Source organism: Kocuria sp. U4B, from assembly GCF_054875615.1.
Map to the genome: position 1 here is coordinate 1,293,011 of NZ_CM142180.1, position 19,942 is coordinate 1,312,952.

The 19,942-nt window shown below is 72.2% G+C and carries 21 protein-coding genes and 1 pseudogene; 11 read left to right on the top strand and 11 right to left on the bottom strand.

Annotated elements, in window-relative coordinates:
* Positions 1 to 46: 46 nt before the first annotated feature.
* The 5 genes from ACYSMR_RS06115 to ACYSMR_RS06135 form a co-directional block, all read right to left on the bottom strand.
* The gene (locus tag ACYSMR_RS06115) at positions 47 to 1,045 is read right to left on the bottom strand and encodes a pilus assembly protein TadG-related protein (protein ID WP_461747672.1); all 999 of its coding nucleotides are present in this window, start codon (positions 1,043 to 1,045) and stop codon (positions 47 to 49) included.
* Positions 1,033 to 1,404, bottom strand: coding sequence for a TadE family protein (locus tag ACYSMR_RS06120; RefSeq protein WP_461747673.1), 372 nt, complete (start codon positions 1,402 to 1,404; stop codon positions 1,033 to 1,035). The genes ACYSMR_RS06115 and ACYSMR_RS06120 overlap by 13 nt, the downstream gene beginning before the upstream one ends.
* Positions 1,405 to 1,542: 138 nt before the next feature.
* Complete coding sequence (locus tag ACYSMR_RS06125) at positions 1,543 to 1,779, bottom strand: Flp family type IVb pilin (protein WP_461747674.1); 237 nt, start codon at positions 1,777 to 1,779, stop codon at positions 1,543 to 1,545.
* A gap of 248 nt (positions 1,780 to 2,027) precedes the next feature.
* Complete coding sequence (locus tag ACYSMR_RS06130) at positions 2,028 to 2,723, bottom strand: prepilin peptidase (protein ID WP_461747675.1); 696 nt, start codon at positions 2,721 to 2,723, stop codon at positions 2,028 to 2,030.
* 258 nt (positions 2,724 to 2,981) lie between these two features.
* Complete coding sequence (locus ACYSMR_RS06135; protein ID WP_461747676.1) at positions 2,982 to 4,175, bottom strand: glycosyltransferase; 1,194 nt, start codon at positions 4,173 to 4,175, stop codon at positions 2,982 to 2,984.
* A gap of 223 nt (positions 4,176 to 4,398) precedes the next feature.
* Between ACYSMR_RS06135 and ACYSMR_RS06140 the strand changes: the two genes are divergently transcribed.
* Entirely contained in the window at positions 4,399 to 5,184 is a 786-nt protein-coding gene (locus ACYSMR_RS06140; protein WP_461747677.1) for a VOC family protein, read from the top strand.
* A gap of 74 nt (positions 5,185 to 5,258) precedes the next feature.
* Here ACYSMR_RS06140 and ACYSMR_RS06145 read toward each other — a convergent pair whose 3' ends face one another.
* From ACYSMR_RS06145 to ACYSMR_RS06155, 3 genes and pseudogenes are all read right to left on the bottom strand, one after another.
* Positions 5,259 to 5,903, bottom strand: coding sequence for a LutC/YkgG family protein (locus ACYSMR_RS06145; RefSeq protein WP_461747678.1), 645 nt, complete (start codon positions 5,901 to 5,903; stop codon positions 5,259 to 5,261).
* Entirely contained in the window at positions 5,900 to 7,441 is a 1,542-nt protein-coding gene (locus ACYSMR_RS06150; protein WP_461747679.1) for a LutB/LldF family L-lactate oxidation iron-sulfur protein, read from the bottom strand. The genes ACYSMR_RS06145 and ACYSMR_RS06150 overlap by 4 nt, the downstream gene beginning before the upstream one ends.
* A pseudogene (locus tag ACYSMR_RS06155) lies at positions 7,438 to 8,287 on the bottom strand ((Fe-S)-binding protein). Before ACYSMR_RS06155 ends, ACYSMR_RS06150 begins: the two are co-directional and overlap by 4 nt.
* 206 nt (positions 8,288 to 8,493) lie before the next feature.
* Between ACYSMR_RS06155 and ACYSMR_RS06160 the strand changes: the two are divergent.
* On the top strand, positions 8,494 to 9,243 hold the full coding sequence (locus ACYSMR_RS06160; protein ID WP_461747680.1) for a FadR/GntR family transcriptional regulator: 750 nt from the start codon (positions 8,494 to 8,496) through the stop codon (positions 9,241 to 9,243).
* A gap of 403 nt (positions 9,244 to 9,646) precedes the next feature.
* Here the strand turns inward: ACYSMR_RS06160 and ACYSMR_RS06165 are convergent, their stop codons facing one another.
* Positions 9,647 to 10,324, bottom strand: a complete 678-nt coding sequence (locus tag ACYSMR_RS06165) for a response regulator transcription factor (RefSeq protein ID WP_308222216.1) — start codon at positions 10,322 to 10,324, stop codon at positions 9,647 to 9,649.
* Positions 10,325 to 10,567: 243 nt separating this feature from the next.
* On the opposite strand from ACYSMR_RS06165, the gene ACYSMR_RS06170 reads away from it, so the two are divergent.
* From ACYSMR_RS06170 to ACYSMR_RS06180, 3 genes are read left to right on the top strand one after another with little or no spacing between them, the layout of a single operon-like run.
* Entirely contained in the window at positions 10,568 to 10,723 is a 156-nt protein-coding gene (locus tag ACYSMR_RS06170; protein ID WP_251334350.1) for a hypothetical protein, read from the top strand.
* Positions 10,724 to 10,753: 30 nt separating this feature from the next.
* The gene (locus ACYSMR_RS06175; protein ID WP_461747681.1) at positions 10,754 to 11,986 is read left to right on the top strand and encodes a sensor histidine kinase; all 1,233 of its coding nucleotides are present in this window, start codon (positions 10,754 to 10,756) and stop codon (positions 11,984 to 11,986) included.
* On the top strand, positions 11,983 to 12,324 hold the full coding sequence (locus ACYSMR_RS06180; RefSeq protein ID WP_309126752.1) for an MGMT family protein: 342 nt from the start codon (positions 11,983 to 11,985) through the stop codon (positions 12,322 to 12,324). The genes ACYSMR_RS06175 and ACYSMR_RS06180 overlap by 4 nt, the downstream gene beginning before the upstream one ends.
* Here the strand turns inward: ACYSMR_RS06180 and ACYSMR_RS06185 are convergent.
* Entirely contained in the window at positions 12,318 to 13,298 is a 981-nt protein-coding gene (locus ACYSMR_RS06185; RefSeq protein WP_251334353.1) for a phosphoribosylaminoimidazolesuccinocarboxamide synthase, read from the bottom strand. The two genes, ACYSMR_RS06180 and ACYSMR_RS06185, sit on opposite strands and share 7 nt — an antisense overlap.
* On the bottom strand, positions 13,295 to 14,617 hold the full coding sequence (purD, locus tag ACYSMR_RS06190; protein WP_461747682.1) for a phosphoribosylamine--glycine ligase: 1,323 nt from the start codon (positions 14,615 to 14,617) through the stop codon (positions 13,295 to 13,297). The genes ACYSMR_RS06185 and purD overlap by 4 nt, the downstream gene beginning before the upstream one ends.
* A 167-nt stretch (positions 14,618 to 14,784) precedes the next feature.
* Between purD and ACYSMR_RS06195 the strand changes: the two genes are divergently transcribed.
* Genes ACYSMR_RS06195 through purM form a run of 6 tightly spaced genes read left to right on the top strand, consistent with a single transcriptional unit; the run spans position 14,785 to position 19,918 of the window.
* Entirely contained in the window at positions 14,785 to 15,108 is a 324-nt protein-coding gene (locus ACYSMR_RS06195) for a hypothetical protein (RefSeq protein ID WP_461747683.1), read from the top strand.
* A gap of 55 nt (positions 15,109 to 15,163) precedes the next feature.
* The gene (locus ACYSMR_RS06200; protein WP_461747684.1) at positions 15,164 to 16,195 is read left to right on the top strand and encodes an asparaginase; all 1,032 of its coding nucleotides are present in this window, start codon (positions 15,164 to 15,166) and stop codon (positions 16,193 to 16,195) included.
* Between the two features lie 3 nt (positions 16,196 to 16,198).
* Positions 16,199 to 16,564 (top strand): sterol carrier family protein, encoded by a 366-nt coding sequence (locus ACYSMR_RS06205; protein WP_461747685.1) that lies wholly within the window; start codon positions 16,199 to 16,201, stop codon positions 16,562 to 16,564.
* A 10-nt stretch (positions 16,565 to 16,574) separates the two neighbouring features.
* A complete protein-coding gene (locus tag ACYSMR_RS06210; protein ID WP_461747686.1) occupies positions 16,575 to 16,967 on the top strand; it encodes a hypothetical protein in 393 nt (130 codons plus the stop codon).
* Positions 16,968 to 16,983: 16 nt separating this feature from the next.
* Entirely contained in the window at positions 16,984 to 18,756 is a 1,773-nt protein-coding gene (purF, locus tag ACYSMR_RS06215) for an amidophosphoribosyltransferase (RefSeq protein ID WP_251334359.1), read from the top strand.
* Position 18,757: 1 nt separating this feature from the next.
* Positions 18,758 to 19,918 (top strand): phosphoribosylformylglycinamidine cyclo-ligase, encoded by a 1,161-nt coding sequence (gene purM, locus ACYSMR_RS06220; RefSeq protein WP_461747687.1) that lies wholly within the window; start codon positions 18,758 to 18,760, stop codon positions 19,916 to 19,918.
* Positions 19,919 to 19,942: the final 24 nt, after the last annotated feature.

Genomic DNA, 19,942 nt, shown 5'->3' on the forward strand with positions numbered 1-19,942 from the left:
GTTGGTCGACGAGGACAGATACGCTGCCGCTGGTCGCCGGTCCATGTCATTCACGGAGGTCGACGACGGACACTCCGAAGGAGGAGGGCGGGCCGATGGTGAAGCCTTCGTCGAAGGAGGTGAACCGGACGAAACGTCCATAGATGCCGTCGCAGCTGCCGTTGCAGAACTGCGTGACCTTCTGAGGTTCCCAGCTGACGTTGCCCGTAAAGGTATAACCCTCGATGTGGAAGGCGGCCCATCCGCTGATGTCGTAGTAGCCGTTATTGCCCTGTCCGACCTTGTCGTCGTAGACGGGGATGAGGATGGTCCGATTCTCCAGCTGTTTCGCAAGCGTGGCGTTGCAGTCCTGGGGCAGGCTCGTACCGGTGGACTGGATCTGGCTGCCCACGCTGACCTGTTGCGAACAGGACCCGTCCTTGTCGTCGCCGATCCAGCCGAAGCCGCCGGGCGGATTGAGGTCGCCGTCAAGGGCGTACTTCGAGCACAGCGTCCCGCCCTTGGCACCGAGGGTCAGCGCCTGCGGCTTCCCGGAGAGGTCGAACTCGCACTCGGCGAAGGCAACCGGCCATATGGCGATGCCGCTGAGCGGGGCGCCCCACGCGGCGGAGGCGGTCGCCGAGACCGTCCTCCGCCCGCCACCGCCGATGACAGGCGCAAAGGCAAGAGCCAGAGACCCCGCCCCGCTCTTGTCTCGGGTCGAGACCGTAGTCCGCACGGTGTTCCCGTCGAACACCGGCGTGGCGGCTGATGCCTTTCCGTCGCCCGCATTCTGATTGGCCATCTGCTGGGCGATGGGCGCCGCCAGGTACGGGTTGCAGTTGATGCCCTGCCCGCAGTCGCGAGCAATGGCGAGGGCGGCAGCGTCGGCTCCGGACTGCAGCTCCGCGCGCTCGGCGTAGAGCAGCCCGACATCGACGGCCAGCGCCACGAATCCGAGGAGCACCACCAGTGTCAGGGCCGTCAACACAGCGACGGCTCCGCGCTCGCCAGTCCCGCGGTGGACGGCAGCAGAATGCTGGAGGTGATCGATCAACCGCCGCATCGCTGGGCCGCCTTTCCGACAAGTTTCCTGTTCTTGACGATCCCGGTGTAGGAGTCGAACTCGTACGTCACCGTTACGCTCACGGTGGCACCCGGACTGCATGTGAGCGGATCTCGCGTCAAAGCCACCAGGGACTGCTTGAGCGTGGGCGAAGCTTTGCGCCCGGCCTCTTCCGCCTTGACCCAGTTACCCGTGATTGACATCGTCCGCGCTGCTTCACGCGCGGCATGGGTGGCGGAGATTTGCACGTTGAAGTAGTGACCGAACTCAATGACCCCCAGCAGAAGCGTCAGGAGAAGCGGCACGACGAGGGCAAACTCCACGGCAGCTGCGCCGCGTTCCGAGCCCCACGCATTCATAGTCGTGCCTTTCAGTAAGCATTGGATGAGTCACTAGTTAGAGCGTTATGGCATCCTTGGGATAGCGGGTCCCATACGAGGAAGCGCCGCGGCGCCCCGGACGGGACGCCGCGGCGCTTTTTGCTGTACCAGCCGAGCTCAGGGGTTCTGGACCGGGGCGGGGGTGCCACCCGGCAGCTGGGTAAGGATGTTCTGGAAAAGGGTGTTGAGGCGAGGCCCGAGAAGAACCAGGGTTCCAATGATGGCCACGGCGATCAGGCCCACGATCAGGCCGTACTCCACGGCGGTGGCGCCCTTCTCCTCGCGGGTCAGGCGGTCCACGATGGAGTTCTTGGCGTCGGCGACGTACTGCAGGGTGACGAGAATGGGCAGCATGATGTGTCCTCAGGGTAAGAGAGAAAAGGGGGTTGGGTCGTAGGACGAGCCCTTGGCATTCGCGTCTTGCGGGATCTGTCTGCCGCTTGCCTACCGACCTGTAGAAAAGATAGCGGTAGCGATCGCAAAGTCACAAGCATTCGAACGCATGCACTTTGGGGGACGTCAAACAGCGACGCAATGCCTAGTGAGGCGGTTCATTTATCCGCATGGACCCTGGTGAAGGGCGACCTGTCCCCCGAACGGCGTCAGTACAGTCCCGGAAGCAGGTACTCCCGGGCCACCCGCTCCCCCACCACCACGGCCAGCAGGGCGCCGGCCAGCATCGACGGACCGAACGGGACGTCGCTGCGCAGACCACCGCAGCGGGACGCCAGCACGGCCAACCCCACGACCGCCCCGATCACCGAGGCCAGCAGCGCGCCGACGAACAGCGCACCCCACCCCTGGTAGCCGAGGAACAGGCCGAGCACGGCGGCGAGCTTGACGTCGCCCATGCCGAGACCGGCCGGCGAGATCAGCGCCAGCACGAGATACAGGACGAAGAGCACAATGGCGCCGAGCACGGCCCGCACCAGGGCCCCCCATGCGTCCTCACCTGCGGCGGCGCAGGCCAGGAGGACGAAGCCGATGCCCAGCGCAGGCAGCACCACGGCGTTGGGCAGGAGGTGGTGACGCAGGTCGATCACGGTGAGGACCACGGCGACCGCGGCGAAGAACAGATACGCCGGCAGCTCCCACGAGAGGCCGAGGACCACGGCCACCAGGACGAACAGGGCGGCCGTGGTCGTGGCGAGCATCGGCCGGGACAGGACCGGCAGCGACTCGTCCTCGGAGGGGCTGTAGCGGACGACTGCCCGGGGCAGGAACGCTCCGAGCACCGCGCCGGCCAGCCCGGTGGCGATGAGCAGCCAGAGCGGTGCGGCGTTGACGACGGTCTCCATGGACGGGCCCCTCGGGTTCGTGGGCGCTTCGGCAGTCGCCCGGTGGACTGCTGTCCCCACATGAAAGGTGCTGTACGGCACAGACCGTAACCGAGCACGGGCCGTTTCCGGTGTCACGGCAGGTCGCGCGGCATTTCTCGGAAAAGGAATTAGAGCGTCCGAGAATGTGAAACAGCACTCATGACGAGTTGTCACGAGTCCACAAAGGTCAGCACCAGCTGCCGACAACAACAGTCAGCATTCTGCGAATGTCCCGGTTCAGCTTGAGAGCACGATGTCGAGCGCCGTCTGCAACCCGCGCTCCCGCCGGATCTCCCGTCCCACCCGCTCGGCGGTGGTCGCGCAGGCGAGCGTTTCGACCATTGCTGCGGTGAGACGCTCCGTCGTGAACTTCCTCCGAGGAATGGGCGCCGCGGCGAGCCCGTGCCGGTGCAGCTGCCGACCCCAGAAGGGCTGGTCGGCCAGGAAGGGCACCACCACGGAGGGCACGCCCGCCCGCGCGACGGTGTGCACCGTGCCCGCCCCGCCGTGGTGGACGGCGAGCGCCGCGTGCGGGAGCACGGCGTCGAGCGGGACCGACGCCGCCGCGAGGACGTCCTCCCCCCGGCTGTCGTCCGGCAGCGCGAGCCCGCCCCACCCGGTGAGCAGCAGGGTCCGCAGCCCGTGCGCGCGGGCGCTCCGGAGGACCGCCCGCCCCCGCCCCACCGGGTCACCGGCGACCATGGAGCCGAAGGTCGCCACCAGCAGCGGACCGCCGCGGACGAACTCCTCCACGGCCGGGTCGAGGTCGGGCACGGAGCCCTCCTCGCGCCAGGCCCCGGTCAGGTGCACCGTGTCGGGCCAGTCCGCCGGACGCGGCAGCAGCTGCGGGCTGACGGCGACCAGGGAGGCCCGGGGTGCCGAGGCGGGAGACGGCGCCCTGCCGCCGGGCAGCTGCGCGCACGCCCGCTCGACGTCGCCCCGGAACATCCGGCCCGCCAGCGGCGCCGCCGCGTAGGTCCACCGGTTGAACCGGCCGAGGTCGCGGTTCACCACGCCCGGCGCGGGGAACTCGCGGGTGGGCGTGGCCACGGGGACGAGCTCGGCCAGCACGTGCGGAATCTCCAGGGCGTCCGCCACGGACGGCGCGGTGAGGACCTTGGGGTGGTGGACGACGAGCTCGGGGCCGAAGGCGAGCGTCGCCCGCACGGCGGCGGAGAGCATCCGCCGCATCCCGGGGCCGACCTCGGTGCGGAAGTGGCGCACCGCCGTCCAGGGCGAGACCCCGTGCGTCTGGACCAGGGCCCGGAAGTCCACGTCGAGGCCCACGGCGTCGATGCCGGCGAGGTCAACCCCCGAGTTCTCCGGCACGCCGAGCCGCACCTCGTGGCCCCGGGCGGAGGCGTGGCGGGCCAGTGCGGCGAACGGCTCCACGTCCCCGCGGGAGCCGGCGGTCAGCAGCATCATCCTCATGGTGGGGCCTCTTCTCGCACGAACGACGTGGTGCACGCAGTACAGACCCGCCGGGCCACCGGTGCAACCGGTCGGCGACGACGCATTTGCGGGCACTTCCTTAGCGCGTCCGGGCCGGGTCCTAGCATCGGAGGTGTCGGAGGTCACAGCACGCGGCGGGGCGAGCAGCACGCCGCAGGCCTCCGTCAGGACCGTTCTCCATGCTCCCGGAAGGACCCGTCTCATGACCACGAACCCGAACCCCTGGCCCGCCGGCACGCCCTGCTGGGTGGACCTCATGGCCGGCGATCTGGAACGCACCCAGACCTTCTACCGGGACGTCCTGGGCTGGACGTTCACCGAGTCCCAGGCCGAGTACGGCGGATACTGCAACGCGCTGGCCGGCGGGGAGGTCGTGGCCGGTCTCTCCCCCACCCCGGAGGGCATGGAGGCCGCCCCGCACGTGTGGTCGGTCTACCTGGCCACGAACGACATCGGCGCCGACGGCACCAAGGCGGTCGAGGCCGGGGCCACGCCGGTGTTCGAGCCCATGGAGATCGGGCCCTTCGGGTCCATGGGGGTGTGGACCGACCCCACGGGGGCGGAGTTCCGGCTGTGGCAGTCCCACGAGCACACCGGTTTCAACCGCGTCGAGGAGCCCGGCGCGGTCACCTGGTGCGACCTGATGACCGCGGATCCCGCCACGGCCCAGGACTTCTACCGGACGGTCTTCGGCTACACCTACCAGGACATCGGCGACGAGAACATGCCCTACGCCCTGTTCACCGTCCCCGGGGGCGAGCAGCCCGCCGGCGGGATCGGCGGGCCCGCCCCTGACGCGGCAGACGCCCAGCCCGGCTGGTCGGTCGCCTTCCAGGTGGAGGACGTCGACGCCGCCGCCGAGCGCGTCCGCCGGGCGGGGGGCTCGGTGAGCTCGGAGCCCTCCGACTTCGAGTACGGGCGGATGGCCGTGGTGGCCGGCCCGGACGGCGAGGTCTTCGTGGTCATGACCCCGGCGGAGACCATGTAGCGGAGGCGCCCTGCGTCGCGCCCGGCCACCACCCAGTGACCGGGCGCGACGCGGCTGCCGCCGGACCGCTCCGGTCAGTCCAGCAGGATGACGTTCAGGGTCCGCGGCCCGTGCACGCCCTCGACCCGCTCGAGCTCGATGTCCGAGGTCGCGGAGGGCCCGGAGATCATCGTGACGGGCGCGGTGGGGGTGATCCGGGACAGCGCCTCGGGGATCAGCTCGACCACCGAGGCCAGCGGCACCACGCAGATGTGGTGGTCGGGCACCAGGGTGATGGCGCGCCTGCCCTCCTCGGGACGGCCGGTGAGGAAGATCGTGCCGGTCTCCGCGCACGAGACGGTCGAGGACGTCACCACGGCGTCCACCGCGTTGAGCTCGCGCACTCCCAGGGTCGTGGGCTCGCGGGCGTCGTCGAGGTCCACGATCGCGCACCGGGCGGCGGTGTCCTGCGGCAGCCAGGAGGGGTCCAGCCCGGCGGGCACCACGTACCGGGCGGAGGCCCCGAGCAGCTGCGCGATCCTCCCGGGGAGGGACGCGGCGGTCTCGTGGTGGACGCCGGCCTTGTAGTCGAGCAGCCGGTCCTCGAGCATCCCGACCACCTCCGCGCGCGGGCGGTCCGAGCAGACGCGGTAGTCGCGCGGCACCTCGGGGACCGCCGGGGCGTCGTGCAGCGCCCCGCGGATGCGGGCGAGGATCTCGATCTTCGCATCGGTGCTCATCGCTCGCTCTCCTCGTCGGCCGCGTGGTCCCGGAACCCGTCCTGCTCGGCGCGCCGCTCGGCTTCGCCGGCGTGGTCGGCCCACCAGTTGCGGAAGGACTGCCTGGGCGGGGCGGGGAGGTCCCGCTGCTCGGTCCAGCCGCTCACCACCCCGGGCAGCCACGAGATCGCCCGGTCCCGGCCGGCCACCGCCCGGCCCAGGGGCAGCCCCTTCTCGGCGAGGCCCATGCGTTTACCGGAGGACATCACGAAGGAGGCCCCCTTCATCATCAGGTCCATCTGCGACGGGACCCGCGGTGAGGGTTTGCTGCGCACGTCTTCGTCGCGCAGGTGGACGAGGATCTCGGGGATGTTGATCTTCACCGGGCAGACGTCGTAGCAGGCCCCGCACAGCGAGGACGCGTAGGGCAGGGACGCGTTCTGCTCGGAGGTGATGCCGGTGAGCTGCGGGGACAGGATCGCCCCGATCGGGCCCGGGTAGGTCGAGCCGTAGGCGTGGCCGCCGGTCTGCTCGTAGACCGGGCACACGTTCAGGCACGCGGAGCAGCGGATGCAGTGCAGCGCCGAGCGCCCGGCGGGGTTGGAGAGCACGGCGGAGCGGCCGTTGTCGAGCAGCACCACGTGCACGTCCTGGGGCCCGTCGCCGGGGGTCACCCCGGTCCACAGGGAGGTGTAGGGGTTCATCCGCTCCCCGGTGGAGGAGCGCGGGAGCAGTTGGAGGAACACCTCGAGGTCGGCGAAGGTCGGCACGAGCTTCTCGATGCCCATCACGGTGATCAGGGTCTCGGGCAGGGTCAGGCACATCCGCCCGTTGCCCTCGGACTCCACCACGGCCAGCGTCCCGGTGGCGGCCACCCCGAAGTTGGCCCCGGAGATCGCCACCGAGGTGGAGAGGAACTTCTCCCGCAGGTGGGTCCGCGCCGCCTCGGCGAGGTCGCGCGGCTCGGCCGTGAGGGTCTCGTCGGTCTCGGGCATCTCGGCCAGGAAGATGTCGCGGATCTCGTGCCGGTTCTTGTGGATGGCCGGGACGAGGATGTGCGAGGGCTTGTCGTGGGCGAGCTGGACGATGAGTTCCGCGAGGTCGGTCTCGGTCGCGGTGATCCCGTGGGCCTGAAGGTGGGCGTCGAGGCCGATCTCCTGGGTGGCCATGGACTTGATCTTGATGACGTCCGTGGACCCGGTGGCCTGCACGAGCTCGGTGACGATCCGGTTGGCCTCCTCCGCGTCGCGGGCCCAGTGGACGGTCGCGCCCCGGGCCGTGGCGTTGCGCTCGAACTCCTCGAGCAGCTCCGGCAGGTTCGCCAGGACCTGGGCCTTGATGGCGGAGCCGGCGGCGCGCAGCGCCTCCCAGTCGGGCAGCTCCGCCACGACGGCCGCGCGCTTGCCGCGGATGATGTGCGTGGCGTGGCGGATGTTGGCGCGCATCTGCGCGTTGCCCAGCTCGGCCTTCGCGGCCTCCGGGAACGGCACCGACGCGTGCAGGCTGCCCTGCCCGTGGACGGGCCGGAGCCCGGGCATGCCCAGTGCGGTGCGGCTCACCGGGCACCTCCGGCGGAAGCGGTGGTCGACGACGCCGTGCGGCGTCTCCGGGGCGCGGCGGGGATGGACAGCTCGACCGGCCCGGAGACCTCGAGCGGGTTCGCCCGGGTGGAGGCGAGGATCTCGGCGAAGTGCACGGTGCCCACGCCCGTGCCCCGGCGGGCCATGACCCCGCCCAGGTGCATGAGGCAGGAGGCGTCGCCGCCGGTGCACAGCTCGGCTCCGGTGGCGACGATGTTGCCGATCTTCTCCTCGGCCATCGCCGCGGAGACCTCGGGGACCTTGAAGGAGAAGGTCCCGCCGAAGCCGCAGCACTCCTCGGCGTCGGGCAGCTCGACGAACTCGAGCCCCGCCACGGAGCGGACGAGGTCCTTCTGCCGGTCGCCCAGGCGCAGCAGGCGCATCCCGTGGCAGGAGGGGTGGTAGGTGACCCGGTGCGGGAACCAGGACCCGAGCTGGCCGGCCGCGTCGGTCACGCCGAGCACATCGACCAGCAGCTGGGACAGCTCGTAGGTGGTGCCGGCGACGGCCGCGGCGGCGCGGGCCAGGTCCTCGTCGCCGGCCGTACGGGCGATCATCGGCTGCTGGTGGCCCAGCGAGGCCACACAGGAGCCGGAGGGGGCCACGGCGACGTCGTAGTCGGCGGCCGAGAACGCCTCCACGTGGTTGCGCACCACGGGCAGGGCATCGGCGAAGTAGCCGCTGTTGACGTGCAGCTGGGCAGCAGCCCTGGCCGGGCGGGAACACGACCTCGTGGCCCAGCCGCTCCAGCACGCGCACGGTGGCCAGCGCGACCCGGGGGTACATCGCGTCCACGATGCACGTGGCGAACAGTGCGATTCTCATGCGGCCTCCGGGGACGGGGACGAGCGGGGAACCCGGGCGGCACCGAGCGCACCGCCTGTGGTCTGACCATAGTAGGGCGGTGAGCCCCGTCACACAATCGGGCTCGCCGACAGGGGCTCCCCACCCCGCGCCCGGCCTCGAGGCGCCGGCGTCGCACCGGGGGTGGGCCCGGCAGGCACGGCAGGGCCGCCGGTGGTGTCCCTAGAATGAACCGCACCCGTCCGTCCCCTCAGGAGCTGCCCGTGCCCGCGGCCTCACGCACGTACACCGTCGTCCTCGACTGGCTCGAGGAGCGGCTGCGCTCCGGGGAGATCTCGGTGGGCGACAAGCTGCCGGGGGAGCGCCAGCTCGCCGAGGAGTTCGCCATCTCCCGCGCCTCGGTCCGGGAGGCGATCCGCATCCTCGACGCCATGGGCCTGGTCCGGTCCTCGACCGGCTCGGGGCCCAGCGCCGGGGCCATCGTCATCTCCGAGCCCTCCGCGGCGCTCGCCTGGGCCCTGCGGATGCACGTGGCCACCCGGTCCCTGCCCGTGCGGGACCTCGTCCAGACCCGCCTGCTGCTCGAGACGCAGTCTGCACGGGAGGCGGCCGCCGCCCCCGACACCCCAGAGCGCACGGCCGCCCTCGAGCACGCCGCCGCCCTGGTCGCGGCCATGGACGACCCCGGCCTGCCGGACGAGCGCTTCCACGCCCACGACGCCGAGTTCCACGTGCTGCTGTCCTCGCTGGCCGGCAACCTGGTGGTCGGGACGATCATGTCCTCGCTGCGCCAGGCCACGATCGGCTACGTGCAGGAGACCGTCGCGCGCCTCGAGGACTGGCCCCGGGTGCGCCGCACCCTCCAGCAGCAGCACCACGAGATCCTCCGGGCGTTCCGGGAGCGGCGGGGCGAGGACGCCGCGACGGCGCTGCGGGAGCACATCACGTGGTTCTTCGGCCTGAGCGGCAACGGCTGAGCGACCTCACCGGACCCCTGCCCCAGCACGACGGCGGCCCCACCGGGATCCGGTGGGGCCGCCGTCGTTGCTCACGTGGTGCACGGTAGGGGGCCCAGGGCCGAGGGGTTGCAAGGTGATCCAAGCCTTGCGCGGCCGCTTCCCGGTACAGGGGGGACGGTCCCGGGGCGGCCCCCTACCGTGAGCAGGTCGGTGGACCATCCGGTCCTGCGCGGAGCCCTGAGGGGGGACTCGGGCCGCGCCGCGCCGGACGGATGTCTCTCATCCCGTCCACCGACGTTCTTCTCTGCTCGCACCACTGATTCTGCCGGACACCACAATGCAATTGAATGCACTTTTGTCCACTCCGTGGTGGCCGTTCGTCCCGGCCTGCGGCAGGTCCTCCGCAGCCGGGCGGAAGGCCTCAGAGATCCCGCAGCTGGGGGTCCACGAGCCCGCTCTGGTACGCCTTGATCAGCGCCTGCACGCGGTCCCGCACGCCGAACTTCTCGCACACCCGGCCGAGGTAGGCCTTCACGCTGCCCTCGGAGACGTGCATCTGCTCGGCGATCTCCCGGTTGCTGAGCCCCTGCGCGAGGAGGGAGACGGTCTCCATCTCCCGCTCGGTGAGCAGGGACCGCAGGCCGTCGTCCGCCGGCCGCTGCTGCTGGTCGGGGACCGAGATGACGTTGTCGGCGAGCGCACGGGCGATGGCCGGGGACAGCGCGATCTCGTTGTCGAGCACCTGGTGCACCGCCGTGATGATCTCGTCGGGCCGGGCGTCCTTGACGAGGTAGCCGGCGGCCCCCGCACGCAGGGCGGGCACGACGAACTCCAGGGTCGAGAACGTGGTGAGCGCCAGGACCTTGGACCGGGGGCTGCTCCGGGTGATCTCCCGGGTCGCCTCGATCCCGTCCATCACGGGCATCTTCATGTCCATCAGCACCACGTCCGGATCCGAGGCGCGGCACCGGTCCACGGCCTCACGGCCGTTCGCGGCCGTCCCGATCACCTCGAACCCCGGCTCGGCGGAGAAGAAGGACTTCAGGGCCTCCAGCATCAGCGGCTGGTCGTCCACGACGAGCACTCTGCAATCTGTCACTCCTGCAGTCTATTTTTCGATGCGCCTACATGCGCAACACGACGTCCCCATATCTGCAGTGCGTCATCTTCGACTTAAGTCACAAAAGGACTGGACAAAGGTGAATGGACCCGTTTGGTTCACTTTGGCAAAGTAAAGGGCAGCAGGACAGCACACCCCCCCCCTCGGCAGGGACACCTCTCCCCCACGGTCCCCGCCATCCCCCCGATCCGGTGCCGTCCGCGACCTTCATAGGAGCCCCCCATGAGCAAGAAGAAGCTGACCACCGCCATCGCGTCCGTCACCCTCGCCGCTTCCTTCATCATCGCCCCCGTCGCCCCCGCGACCGCCGGCCCGATGATCAACGTCAACATGGGTCCCCGCGCCACGATCTGCTACTACGTGCCCTTCTGGTGCTAGTCCCCCGGGCCCTGTGCTACACCTCTTTGAGTGAGCGCCATAACTGAAATCCCGCAGCGAGCACCGCGCACAGCCGAGAAGAGTTCGTTCTTCCACGCCGAGCCCCTGGCCCGGTGGCTGAGCACGGTGCTCCTGCTGTTCGCGGTCTTCGGCGCCATCGACGACCTGCGGAACCTGTTCCAGGGGTGGCTGAACGGTTCCATCAACTCGGGCGACAAGGAGGAGGCGCTCGACAGCATCCTGGCCTACGCCGCGATCGGCATGCTCGCCACACGCGCGCCCTGGGCCTCCCTCGTCTCCATCGGCTGCCTCGTGTTCTCGTGGCACATCGACGAATACCCCATGGCTGCGCTCAGCACCTGCATGGTCACCGTCGCCGTCGTGGCCACGGCCACGCGCCGCTTCATCGCCGTCCACCTGACCGTCTATGGCGTATGGATCGTGCTGTCGTCGCTCAAGCACCCCGACGACTCGATCATCTTCTGGAGCCTGATCGCAGTCACGATGGCCGGCGCGCTGATCGGGGCGGCCGTGCGGTACTTCCGGACCCAGCGGCGGCGCAGCGAGGAGCGGGTCCGGGACCTCGAGATCCTCAACGAGCGCCTGCGGGAGGACGAGCGCCAGGCACTGGCCCGCGACCTGCACGACGTCGTCGCCCACGAGCTGACCCTCATCACGATGCAGACGATGAGCCGCCGGCGCTCCGGGGACGTCTCGGAGCTGCACCAGGTCCTCGAGACCGTGGAGGGGGCCGCCCGCTCGGCGCTGCACGAGCTGCGGGTCCTGCTGCGGCTGCTGCGCAACGAGAACGACGGCGACCACCCGCGCGACGTCACGGGGGCGGGCCTGTCGATCGGCAGCCTCGAGCACGTGGTGACGTCCCTGGCGGGCAGCCTCAAGGACCTGCGCTTCGACCCGCAGGTGGTGATCACCGGGGACATCGAGTCCGCGCCCACCACGGTGCGGGGCACGGCCGCGCGCATCCTGCAGGAGGCGGTCACCAACATCATCAAGTACGCCCCGCGCGGCGCGGTGGTCGGCATCGAGGTGACGGCCGACGCGCAGGAGCTGAGCCTGGTCGTGCGCAACCCCCTCTCCAGAGCCGGCACCGGCAGCCGCTCCTCCGAGCTGTCCTCCGGGCTGGGCCTGCGCGGGATCACGGAGCGCGTGTCCCTGCTGGGCGGGCAGGCCGAGAGCGGGCCCCGGGACGGGCACTGGGTGCTGTCGGTGTGCCTGCCGGTGAACGGCAGCGAGGCCCTGTGAGCTCACTGGCCGAGCGCGTCGCGGCGGTCGTCGCGACGATCCCGGCGGGGCGGGTGCTGAGCTACGGGGACGTGGCCGAGCTGGCCGAGTGCCGTTCCGCCCGCGCCGTGGGCACGGTCATGGCGCGCAACCCCACCGGCGCGGCCCTGCCCTGGTGGCGCGTGGTGGACCGGGACGGCGTCCTGGCCGACCACCTGCAGGCCGAGGCCCGCCGGCGCTACCGCGACGAGGGCACCCCCCTGCGCGAGGACGACCGGCACCTGGTCCGCGTCGACATGGACCGCGCCCGCTGGAGCCCGGACCCCGGCGCCGGGACCGATCCCGGGAGGGCTCAGTAGTCGGCGGGGCCGGCCACCTCGAAGAAGTTCCCCTCCGGGTCGAAGCTCTTGCCCGTGAGCCGCTCGAAGGCCTCGACGTAGCGGGCGCGCGTCCTCTGGACCACGTCCTCCGGCAGCGGGGGCACGGGCCCGGACCCGCTCCACCCGGAGGCCTCGGAGCGCAGCCAGTCCCGCACGTACTGCTTGTCGAAGGACGGCTGGGCCCGGCCGGGGTCGTAGGTCTCGGCGTCCCAGAACCGGGAGGAGTCCGGGGTCAGCACCTCGTCCCCGAGGGTGATCGCCCCGCGGTAGGAGTCCAGGCCGAACTCCACCTTGGTGTCGGCCACGACGATCCCGCGCTCGCGGGCGATCTCCTCCGCGGCGGTGTAGATCTTCAGCGTCAGCTCGCGCAGCCGTTCCGCGACGGCGCGGCCCACGGCGTCGGCCATCTCGTCGAAGGTGACGGGCATGTCGTGCTCCCCCACGGCGGCCTTGCCGGTCGGGGTGAAGATCGGCGGGGCGAGCCGGGAGCCGTCGACGAGCCCCGGGGGCAGCTCGATCCCGCAGACCTGGCCCGTGGCGCGGTAGTCCTTGAGCCCGGAGCCGGTGAGGTAGCCCCGGGCGATGCACTCCACCGGGAACATGGACAGGTTCTTGCAGATCACGGCCCGGCCCCGCACGGACTCGTGGACGTCCGTGGACAGGACGTGGTTCGGGATCTCGGCGAGCTGCTCGAACCACCACAGGGACAGCTGCGTGAGGATCTTGCCCTTGTCGGGGATCTCCGTGGGGAGGATCTCGTCGAACGCGCTGATCCGGTCCGTGGCCACCACGAGCACGGAGCCCGCGCGGTACTCGGCGTCGTCGTAGATCGCCACGCCCGTGGCGCGCAGCCGCGACTCGTCGGGGACGTAGAGCTCGCGGACCTTGCCGGAGTAGACGTGGGTCCACCCGGGGATCTGCGGCGGGACGGTGACGGTGCTGTGCTCGCTCATGCCTGCTCCTGCCGGGGGGCGGAATCGGAAACGGTGGGGAGGTCGACCTGACCGCGGGACGCCTTCAGGGCGATGTCGGTGCGGTGCTGGGAGCCCTCGAGGGCCACGAGCTCCACCCCGTGGTACGCGCGCTCGCGCGCCTGGTCGAGGCCGGCCCCGAGGGCGACGACGGCGAGCACGCGGCCACCGGCCGAGACGACGCGACCGGCGTGCTCGCCGTCAGAGGCCACGGCGGTGCCGGCGTGGACGACGTGGACGTCCTTGAGCGCCTCCGCCGCCTCGAGCCCGCCGATCGGGTCGCCGGTGCGGGGGGTGCCCGGGTAGTCCTGCGCCGCGACGACGACGGCCACGGCGGACTCGGGGCGCCAGCGCAGCCGCTCGGCCTCGTCGAGCCGGCCGGTCGCGGCGTCGAGCAGCAGCCGGCCCAGCGGGGTGGCGAGGCGGGCCAGCACGGCCTGCGTCTCGGGGTCCCCGAACCGGGCGTTGAACTCGATCACCCGCAGGCCCCGGCGCGTGACGGCGAGCCCGCAGTAGAGCACGCCCACGAACGGGGTTCCGCGGCGGCGCATCTCGTCCACGGTGGGCCGGGCCACCCGCTCCACGACCTCGTCCACGAAACCGTCCGGCAGCCACGGCAGCGGCGTGTAGGCGCCCATGCCGCCGGTGTTGGGGCCCTCGTCGCCGTCGAAGATGCGCTTGAAGTCCTGGGCGGGGCTCAGCGGGATCACCCGGGTGCCATCCGTGAGCACGAACAGGGACACCTCGGGACCGTCGAGGTACTCCTCGATCACCACGGACCCGCCCGCGGCGAAGCAGGCGGCGGCGTGGGTGAGGGCCTCGGTGCGGTCGGAGGTGACGACCACGCCCTTGCCCGCGGCGAGCCCGTCGTCCTTCACGACGTAGGGGGCGCCGAACCCGTCGAGGGCGTCGGCGGCCTCGGCCTCGGTCGTGGCCACGCGCGCCATCGCGGTGGGCACGCCGGCCGCCGCCATGACCTCCTTGGCGAACGCCTTGGAGCCCTCGAGCCGGGCCGCGGCACGCGACGGTCCGAAGACCGGGAAGCCGGCCTCCCGCAGGGCGTCGGCCACGCCCGCGACGAGCGGGGCCTCCGGGCCGACGACGACGAGGTCGGCCCCCAGCTCGCGCGCCAGCCCGGTGGCCGCCGCCGGGTCGTTCGCGTCCACGGCGTGCACCGGGACGATCTGCGCGATCCCGGCGTTGCCCGGCGCGCAGTGCACCTGCTCGACCTCCGGATCGGCCAGCAGGGCACGGATGATTGCGTGTTCGCGGCCGCCGGGGCCCAGTACCAAAACCTTCACGCCCCCAGGCTAGTTCTCGGCAGGGGGCGTTGACACATCGTCGCCGCGCCCGGGCCCAAACCTCCAGGATAGCTAAGCACCCTGATCTCTCCCAGGGGATGGCCCGGGACCCGGAAATCCGCGCCGGCACCCCCGTGAGGCCCGTCACACCGGCCTACCATGGCCGCATGGACACGAGCACACGCATGCTGGCGGCCTCGGCCGCCGCGGTCGCCGGCCTCCTCCTGGCCGGCTGCGACAACACCGAGACGGAGCAGACGCCGGAGGCTCCCGCCGGGACCTCCGCCGCGACCACGGCGGACACCGGCGCCACGGCCGGCACGGGCGCGCCCGAGGCCACGATGGGTGCCGGCACCGGCGACGAGACCAGCGACACCGGCGCCGACGGCACCGTGCCCGAGGGCGGGGCCGGCGGCGAGGGCGGCGGCGCCGGCGGAGCCGCCGGCGGCGAGGGCGCCGAGGGCGGGGCCACCGGGGGCACCGGCGGCTGAGCCCTCCCCGGGGCGGCCCCGGCGGGGGTGACATCGGGGCTGACATACTGGGGGGATGCAGACCTTCACCTCGGAGCGCGCCGTGGACCTCGCCGTGATCGAGCGCAGCGGCTTCGTCGAGTCCCGCCACCGCGGCTCCGCCGTCGTCCTCGCCCCCGACGGGGCGGTGGCCGTGGAACTGGGGGACGTCTGCGCGCCGATCTTCCCCCGCTCGACGCTCAAGCCGTTCCAGACGATCGCCGCCATGAAGGCCGGCGTGCCCTTGCGCGGGGCGCAGGTGGCCATCGCCTCCGCGTCCCACATCGGCTCCTTCGAGCAGCTCGAGGCCGTCCGCTCCATCCTCGACGCCGCCGGGGTGGACGAGGACGCCCTGCAGTGCCCGCCGGACTGGCCCGAGGACGAGGACGTGCGCGCCGAGCTGGTGCGCACCGGGCACGGGCGGGCCCGGATCTGCATGAACTGCTCCGGCAAGCACGCGGCCTTCCTCTGGGCCTGCACGGAGAACGACTGGCCGACCGAGGACTACCTCGACCCGGAGCACCCCCTGCAGCGCACGGTCCTGGAGACGGTCGCGGAGTTCGCCGGGGAGCCCGTCGCCCACGTGGGCGTGGACGGCTGCGGGGCGCCCCTGGCGGCGATCTCCCTCACCGGCCTCGCCCGCGCCTACTCGACCCTGGGGCGCGCGGCCGGCAACCTGGCGGCGGACGCCCGCGCCGCCACCGTGGCCCAGTGCATGCTCGACTACCCCGAGTACGTGCACGGGCGCGGGAAGTACAACACCGTGGTCATGGAGGAGCTCGACGTCGTGGCGAAGCTCGGCGCCGAGGGCGTGCTCGCGCTCGGCACCCGCGACGGCTGGTCGGTGGCCCTCAAGGTGCTCGACGGCGGCTCCCGCGCCAACGCGCTCGTCGGGCTGAGCCTGCTCGCCCACGCCGGGGCCGTGCCCGCCCCGGCCGCCGCCGCCGTCATCGGGCAGGTCGTGCGCCCGATCACCGGCGCGGGCCGCCCCGTGGGCCGGATCCGCCTGGCGGACCCGCTCGTGGAGCTGCTCGGCCCGGAGCTGGTCCGGGCGCTCGGGCAGGAGTAGGCCGTGGCCCGCCGCCGGATCGACCCCGCGGACGGCACCCTGGCCCTGAGCGCCTGGCGGGCGGACCCCGACGGGGCGCCGCGCCGGACGGTGGCCACCGCCGTGCGCTACGCCCTCGAGGAGCTCGCCGAGCGCGTGCCCGGCAACAGCGTGGAGGTGCGCGTCCCGCCCTTCGGCGTGACCCAGTGCGTGACCGGGCCGCGGCACACCCGCGGCACCCCGCCCAACGTCGTCGAGACCGACGCCCGCACCTGGCTGGGCCTCGTCACGGGCTCGGTGGCCTGGGCGGACGCCGTCACGGCGGGATCCGTTGTGGCCTCCGGCACACGGACCGACCTCGCGGAGGTCCTCCCCCTGTTCTGCCGGTAACCTGGAGGGCATGAGCTCCGCACCCTCGACCCCTTCCCCGCGCCTGCCCTCGGGGAGGTCCTCGCGGCGGCGCCGCCGGGGGCGGGCGGCCGTGCCGCTCGCAGCGTCGGGCACCCAGCCGATGACGCTGCGCCGCGCCCCCAACATCTGGGCGTTCGTGGTGCTCGGGGGCGTCCTCGGCGTCGTCCTCGGCCTGCTCGTGGGGCTGCTCGGGGCGGGCAGCGCCCAGTTCACCCCGGGGGCCGTGGTCATGTTCATGGTCTCGGTCTTCGCCATCCTGGGCCTCGCCGCCGGCGCGGCGGCGGCCCTGGTGCTGGACCGGATCTCCGTGGCCCGCGCGCGGGCCGTCACCACCGAGGTCGTGGACGGGGACGCCGACGCCCCTGACGGCCCAGAAGCATGAGAGAAGGCCGATCTACGTGATTCGCCCTGATGGACAACTCAGCCACGACCTCCTCCCCGGCGAGAAGGGCCCCCAGGACGCGTGCGGCGTCTTCGGCGTCTGGGCCCCCGGCGAGGACGTCGCGAAGCTGGCCTACTACGGCCTCTACGCCCTGCAGCACCGAGGCCAGGAGTCCGCCGGCATCGCCGCGAGCGACGGCGAGCGCATCGCCGTCTACAAGGACATGGGCCTCGTCTCGCAGGTCTTCGACGAGACCACCCTCAACACCCTCACCGGGCACCTGGCCGTGGGCCACTGCCGGTACTCCACCACGGGCGGGTCCCACTGGGCCAACGCCCAGCCGACCCTGGGCGCCACCCCCCACGGGACCGTGGCGCTCGCGCACAACGGCAACCTCACCAACTCCGCGCAGCTCTACGACCAGCTCATCGACAAGTCCGGCTTCCCCTCCAGCGGCGAGATGGCGCAGGGCAACACCACGGACACGGCCCTGGTCACGGCGCTGCTCGCCGAGCACCCGCACGGCTCCCTCGAGGAGGCGGCCATGCACCTGCTGCCGCAGCTGGTGGGCTCCTTCTGCCTGGCGTTCATGGACGAGCACACGCTCTACGCCGCCCGGGACCCGCAGGGCATCCGCCCGCTGGTCCTCGGCCGGCTCGACCGCGGCTGGGTGGTCGCCTCCGAGACCGCCGCGCTGGACATCGTCGGCGCGTCCCTGGTCCGGGAGATCGAGCCCGGCGAGTTCATCGCCATCGACGAGCACGGCCTGCGCACGCAGCGCTTCGCCGAGACCCGCCGGGCGGCCTGCGTGTTCGAGTACGTCTACCTGGCCCGCCCGGACACCACGATCAACGGCCGTTCCGTCTACGAGTCGCGCGTGGAGATGGGCCGCCGGCTCGCCCGCGAGCACACGGTCGACGCCGACCTCGTGATGCCCACTCCCGAGTCCGGGACGCCCGCGGCCATCGGCTACGCGGAGGAGTCGGGCATCCCGTTCGGCAACGGCCTCGTCAAGAACGCCTACGTGGGCCGGACCTTCATCCAGCCCTCGGACACCATCCGCCAGCTCGGCATCCGGCTCAAGCTCAACCCGCTGAAGTCCGTGGTGGCGGGCAAGCGCCTGGTGGTCATCGACGACTCGATCGTGCGCGGCAACACCCAGCGCGCCCTGATCCGGATGCTCCGGGAGGCCGGGGCCGCGGAGATCCACGTGCGCATCTCCTCCCCGCCCATCAAGTGGCCCTGCTTCTACGGCATCGACTTCGCCTCCCGGGCCGAGCTGATCGCCAACGGGCTGGGCGTCGAGGAGATCCGGGCCTCGCTGGGCGCGGACTCCCTGGGCTACATCTCCGAGGACGGCATGATCGACGCCACCCGGCAGGAGCGCGCCGAGCTGTGCACGGCGTGCTTCTCCGGCACCTACCCCACGCGCCTGCCGGACGCGGACAAGCTCGGCAAGAACGTGTTCGAGTCCCGCCGCCCCGCCGGCTCCTCGGCGCAGCGGGACCAGGCCGCACCGGCCGTTCCCCGGCGCCCCGAGCACGCCTCGGCGGTGTCCATCGAGACCCACCCCTCCGCCACGGACGGGCGGGTCCGCGCCGCCGGCAGCGCCTGCATCTCCGACGAGGACAGCGGCATCCAGGACAGCTCCGTGGGCTGCGACCCGGGGCCCGACTCCGACCTCGAGGACGTGCTGCTGCCCGAGGACCGGGTGCCCGCCCGGTCCGGCGCCGCCCCCGTGCCCACCGCAGAGCCCGCCCCCCAGAACGAGACCCCGAAGGACGCCTGACATGGCCCAGCAGCCCGCCCCCGACAACCGCACCGTCACCTACGCCAGCGCCGGCGTGGACGTCGAGGCGGGCGACCGCGCCGTCGAGCTCATGAAGAGCGCGGTCAAGGCCACCCACACCGCGAACGTGATCGGGGGCGTGGGCGGCTTCGCCGGGCTCTTCGACGTCTCCGAGCTGCTCGCCTACCGCAGGCCCTACCTCGCCACCTCCACCGACGGCGTGGGCACGAAGGTCGCGATCGCCCAGACCCTCGACGTCCACGACACCATCGGCTACGACCTCGTGGGCATGGTCGTGGACGACATCGTGGTGGTCGGCGCCAAGCCGCTGTTCATGACCGACTACATCGCCACGGGCCGCGTGGTGCCCGAGCGGATCGCGGACATCGTGCGCGGCATCGCCGGGGCCTGCCGGCAGGCGGGCACCGCCCTCGTGGGCGGGGAGACCGCGGAGCACCCGGGACTGCTGCGCCCGGACGAGTACGACGTCGCGGGCGCGGCCACCGGCGTGGTCGAGGCCGACGAGCTGCTGGGCCCGGACCGGGTGCGGGCGGGCGACGTGGTCATCGGCATGGCCTCCTCCGGGCTGCACTCCAACGGGTACTCCCTGGTGCGCAAGGTCGTCAACGTCGCCGGCTGGTCGCTGGACCGGCAGGTCACCGAGCTCGGGCGCACCCTGGGCGAGGAGCTGCTCGAGCCCACCCGCGTCTACGCCGCCGACGTCCTCGACCTCGCCGCGGCCTTCCCCGTCAACGGGCCCGACCGGGCGACCGGCCACGGCGTGCGCGGCTTCAGCCACGTCACCGGCGGCGGCCTCGCCGCGAACCTGGCGCGCGTGCTGCCCGCCGGCCTCGAGGCGACCGTGGACCGCTCCACGTGGGAGCTGCCCGCGATCTTCCAGCTCATCGGCCAGCTGGGCAACGTGCCCCTGCCCGACCTGGAGCGCACCCTGAACCTCGGGGTGGGCATGGTCGCCGTCGTCGACCCGGCCGTGGCCGACGACGCGGTGGCCCACCTCGGTGCCCGCGGGCTGGGGGCGTGGATCATGGGCACCGTCGGCGCGATCGACCCGGAGTCCGACCACAGCGGTCCCGACTGGGTGCAGGGCGCCAAGGGCGTCGACGGCGGCGCGGTGCGCCTCGTCAACGCCTACGCGGGCTGAGCCTGCCCCGGGCGGCCGTCGAGG

Coding starts and splice junctions, on each gene's coding strand:
- ACYSMR_RS06185 (WP_251334353.1), bottom strand. CDS start 13,298: ATGAGCGAGCACAGCACCGTCACCGTCCCGCCGCAGATCCCCGGGTGG.
- ACYSMR_RS06195 (WP_461747683.1), top strand. CDS start 14,785: ATGGACACGAGCACACGCATGCTGGCGGCCTCGGCCGCCGCGGTCGCC.
- ACYSMR_RS06120 (WP_461747673.1), bottom strand. CDS start 1,404: ATGAATGCGTGGGGCTCGGAACGCGGCGCAGCTGCCGTGGAGTTTGCC.
- ACYSMR_RS06210 (WP_461747686.1), top strand. CDS start 16,575: ATGAGCTCCGCACCCTCGACCCCTTCCCCGCGCCTGCCCTCGGGGAGG.
- purM (WP_461747687.1), top strand. CDS start 18,758: ATGGCCCAGCAGCCCGCCCCCGACAACCGCACCGTCACCTACGCCAGC.
- ACYSMR_RS06170 (WP_251334350.1), top strand. CDS start 10,568: ATGAGCAAGAAGAAGCTGACCACCGCCATCGCGTCCGTCACCCTCGCC.
- ACYSMR_RS06140 (WP_461747677.1), top strand. CDS start 4,399: ATGACCACGAACCCGAACCCCTGGCCCGCCGGCACGCCCTGCTGGGTG.
- ACYSMR_RS06145 (WP_461747678.1), bottom strand. CDS start 5,903: ATGAGCACCGATGCGAAGATCGAGATCCTCGCCCGCATCCGCGGGGCG.
- ACYSMR_RS06160 (WP_461747680.1), top strand. CDS start 8,494: ATGAACCGCACCCGTCCGTCCCCTCAGGAGCTGCCCGTGCCCGCGGCC.
- ACYSMR_RS06115 (WP_461747672.1), bottom strand. CDS start 1,045: ATGCGGCGGTTGATCGATCACCTCCAGCATTCTGCTGCCGTCCACCGC.
- ACYSMR_RS06200 (WP_461747684.1), top strand. CDS start 15,164: ATGCAGACCTTCACCTCGGAGCGCGCCGTGGACCTCGCCGTGATCGAG.
- ACYSMR_RS06135 (WP_461747676.1), bottom strand. CDS start 4,175: ATGAGGATGATGCTGCTGACCGCCGGCTCCCGCGGGGACGTGGAGCCG.
- ACYSMR_RS06125 (WP_461747674.1), bottom strand. CDS start 1,779: ATGCTGCCCATTCTCGTCACCCTGCAGTACGTCGCCGACGCCAAGAAC.
- ACYSMR_RS06130 (WP_461747675.1), bottom strand. CDS start 2,723: ATGGAGACCGTCGTCAACGCCGCACCGCTCTGGCTGCTCATCGCCACC.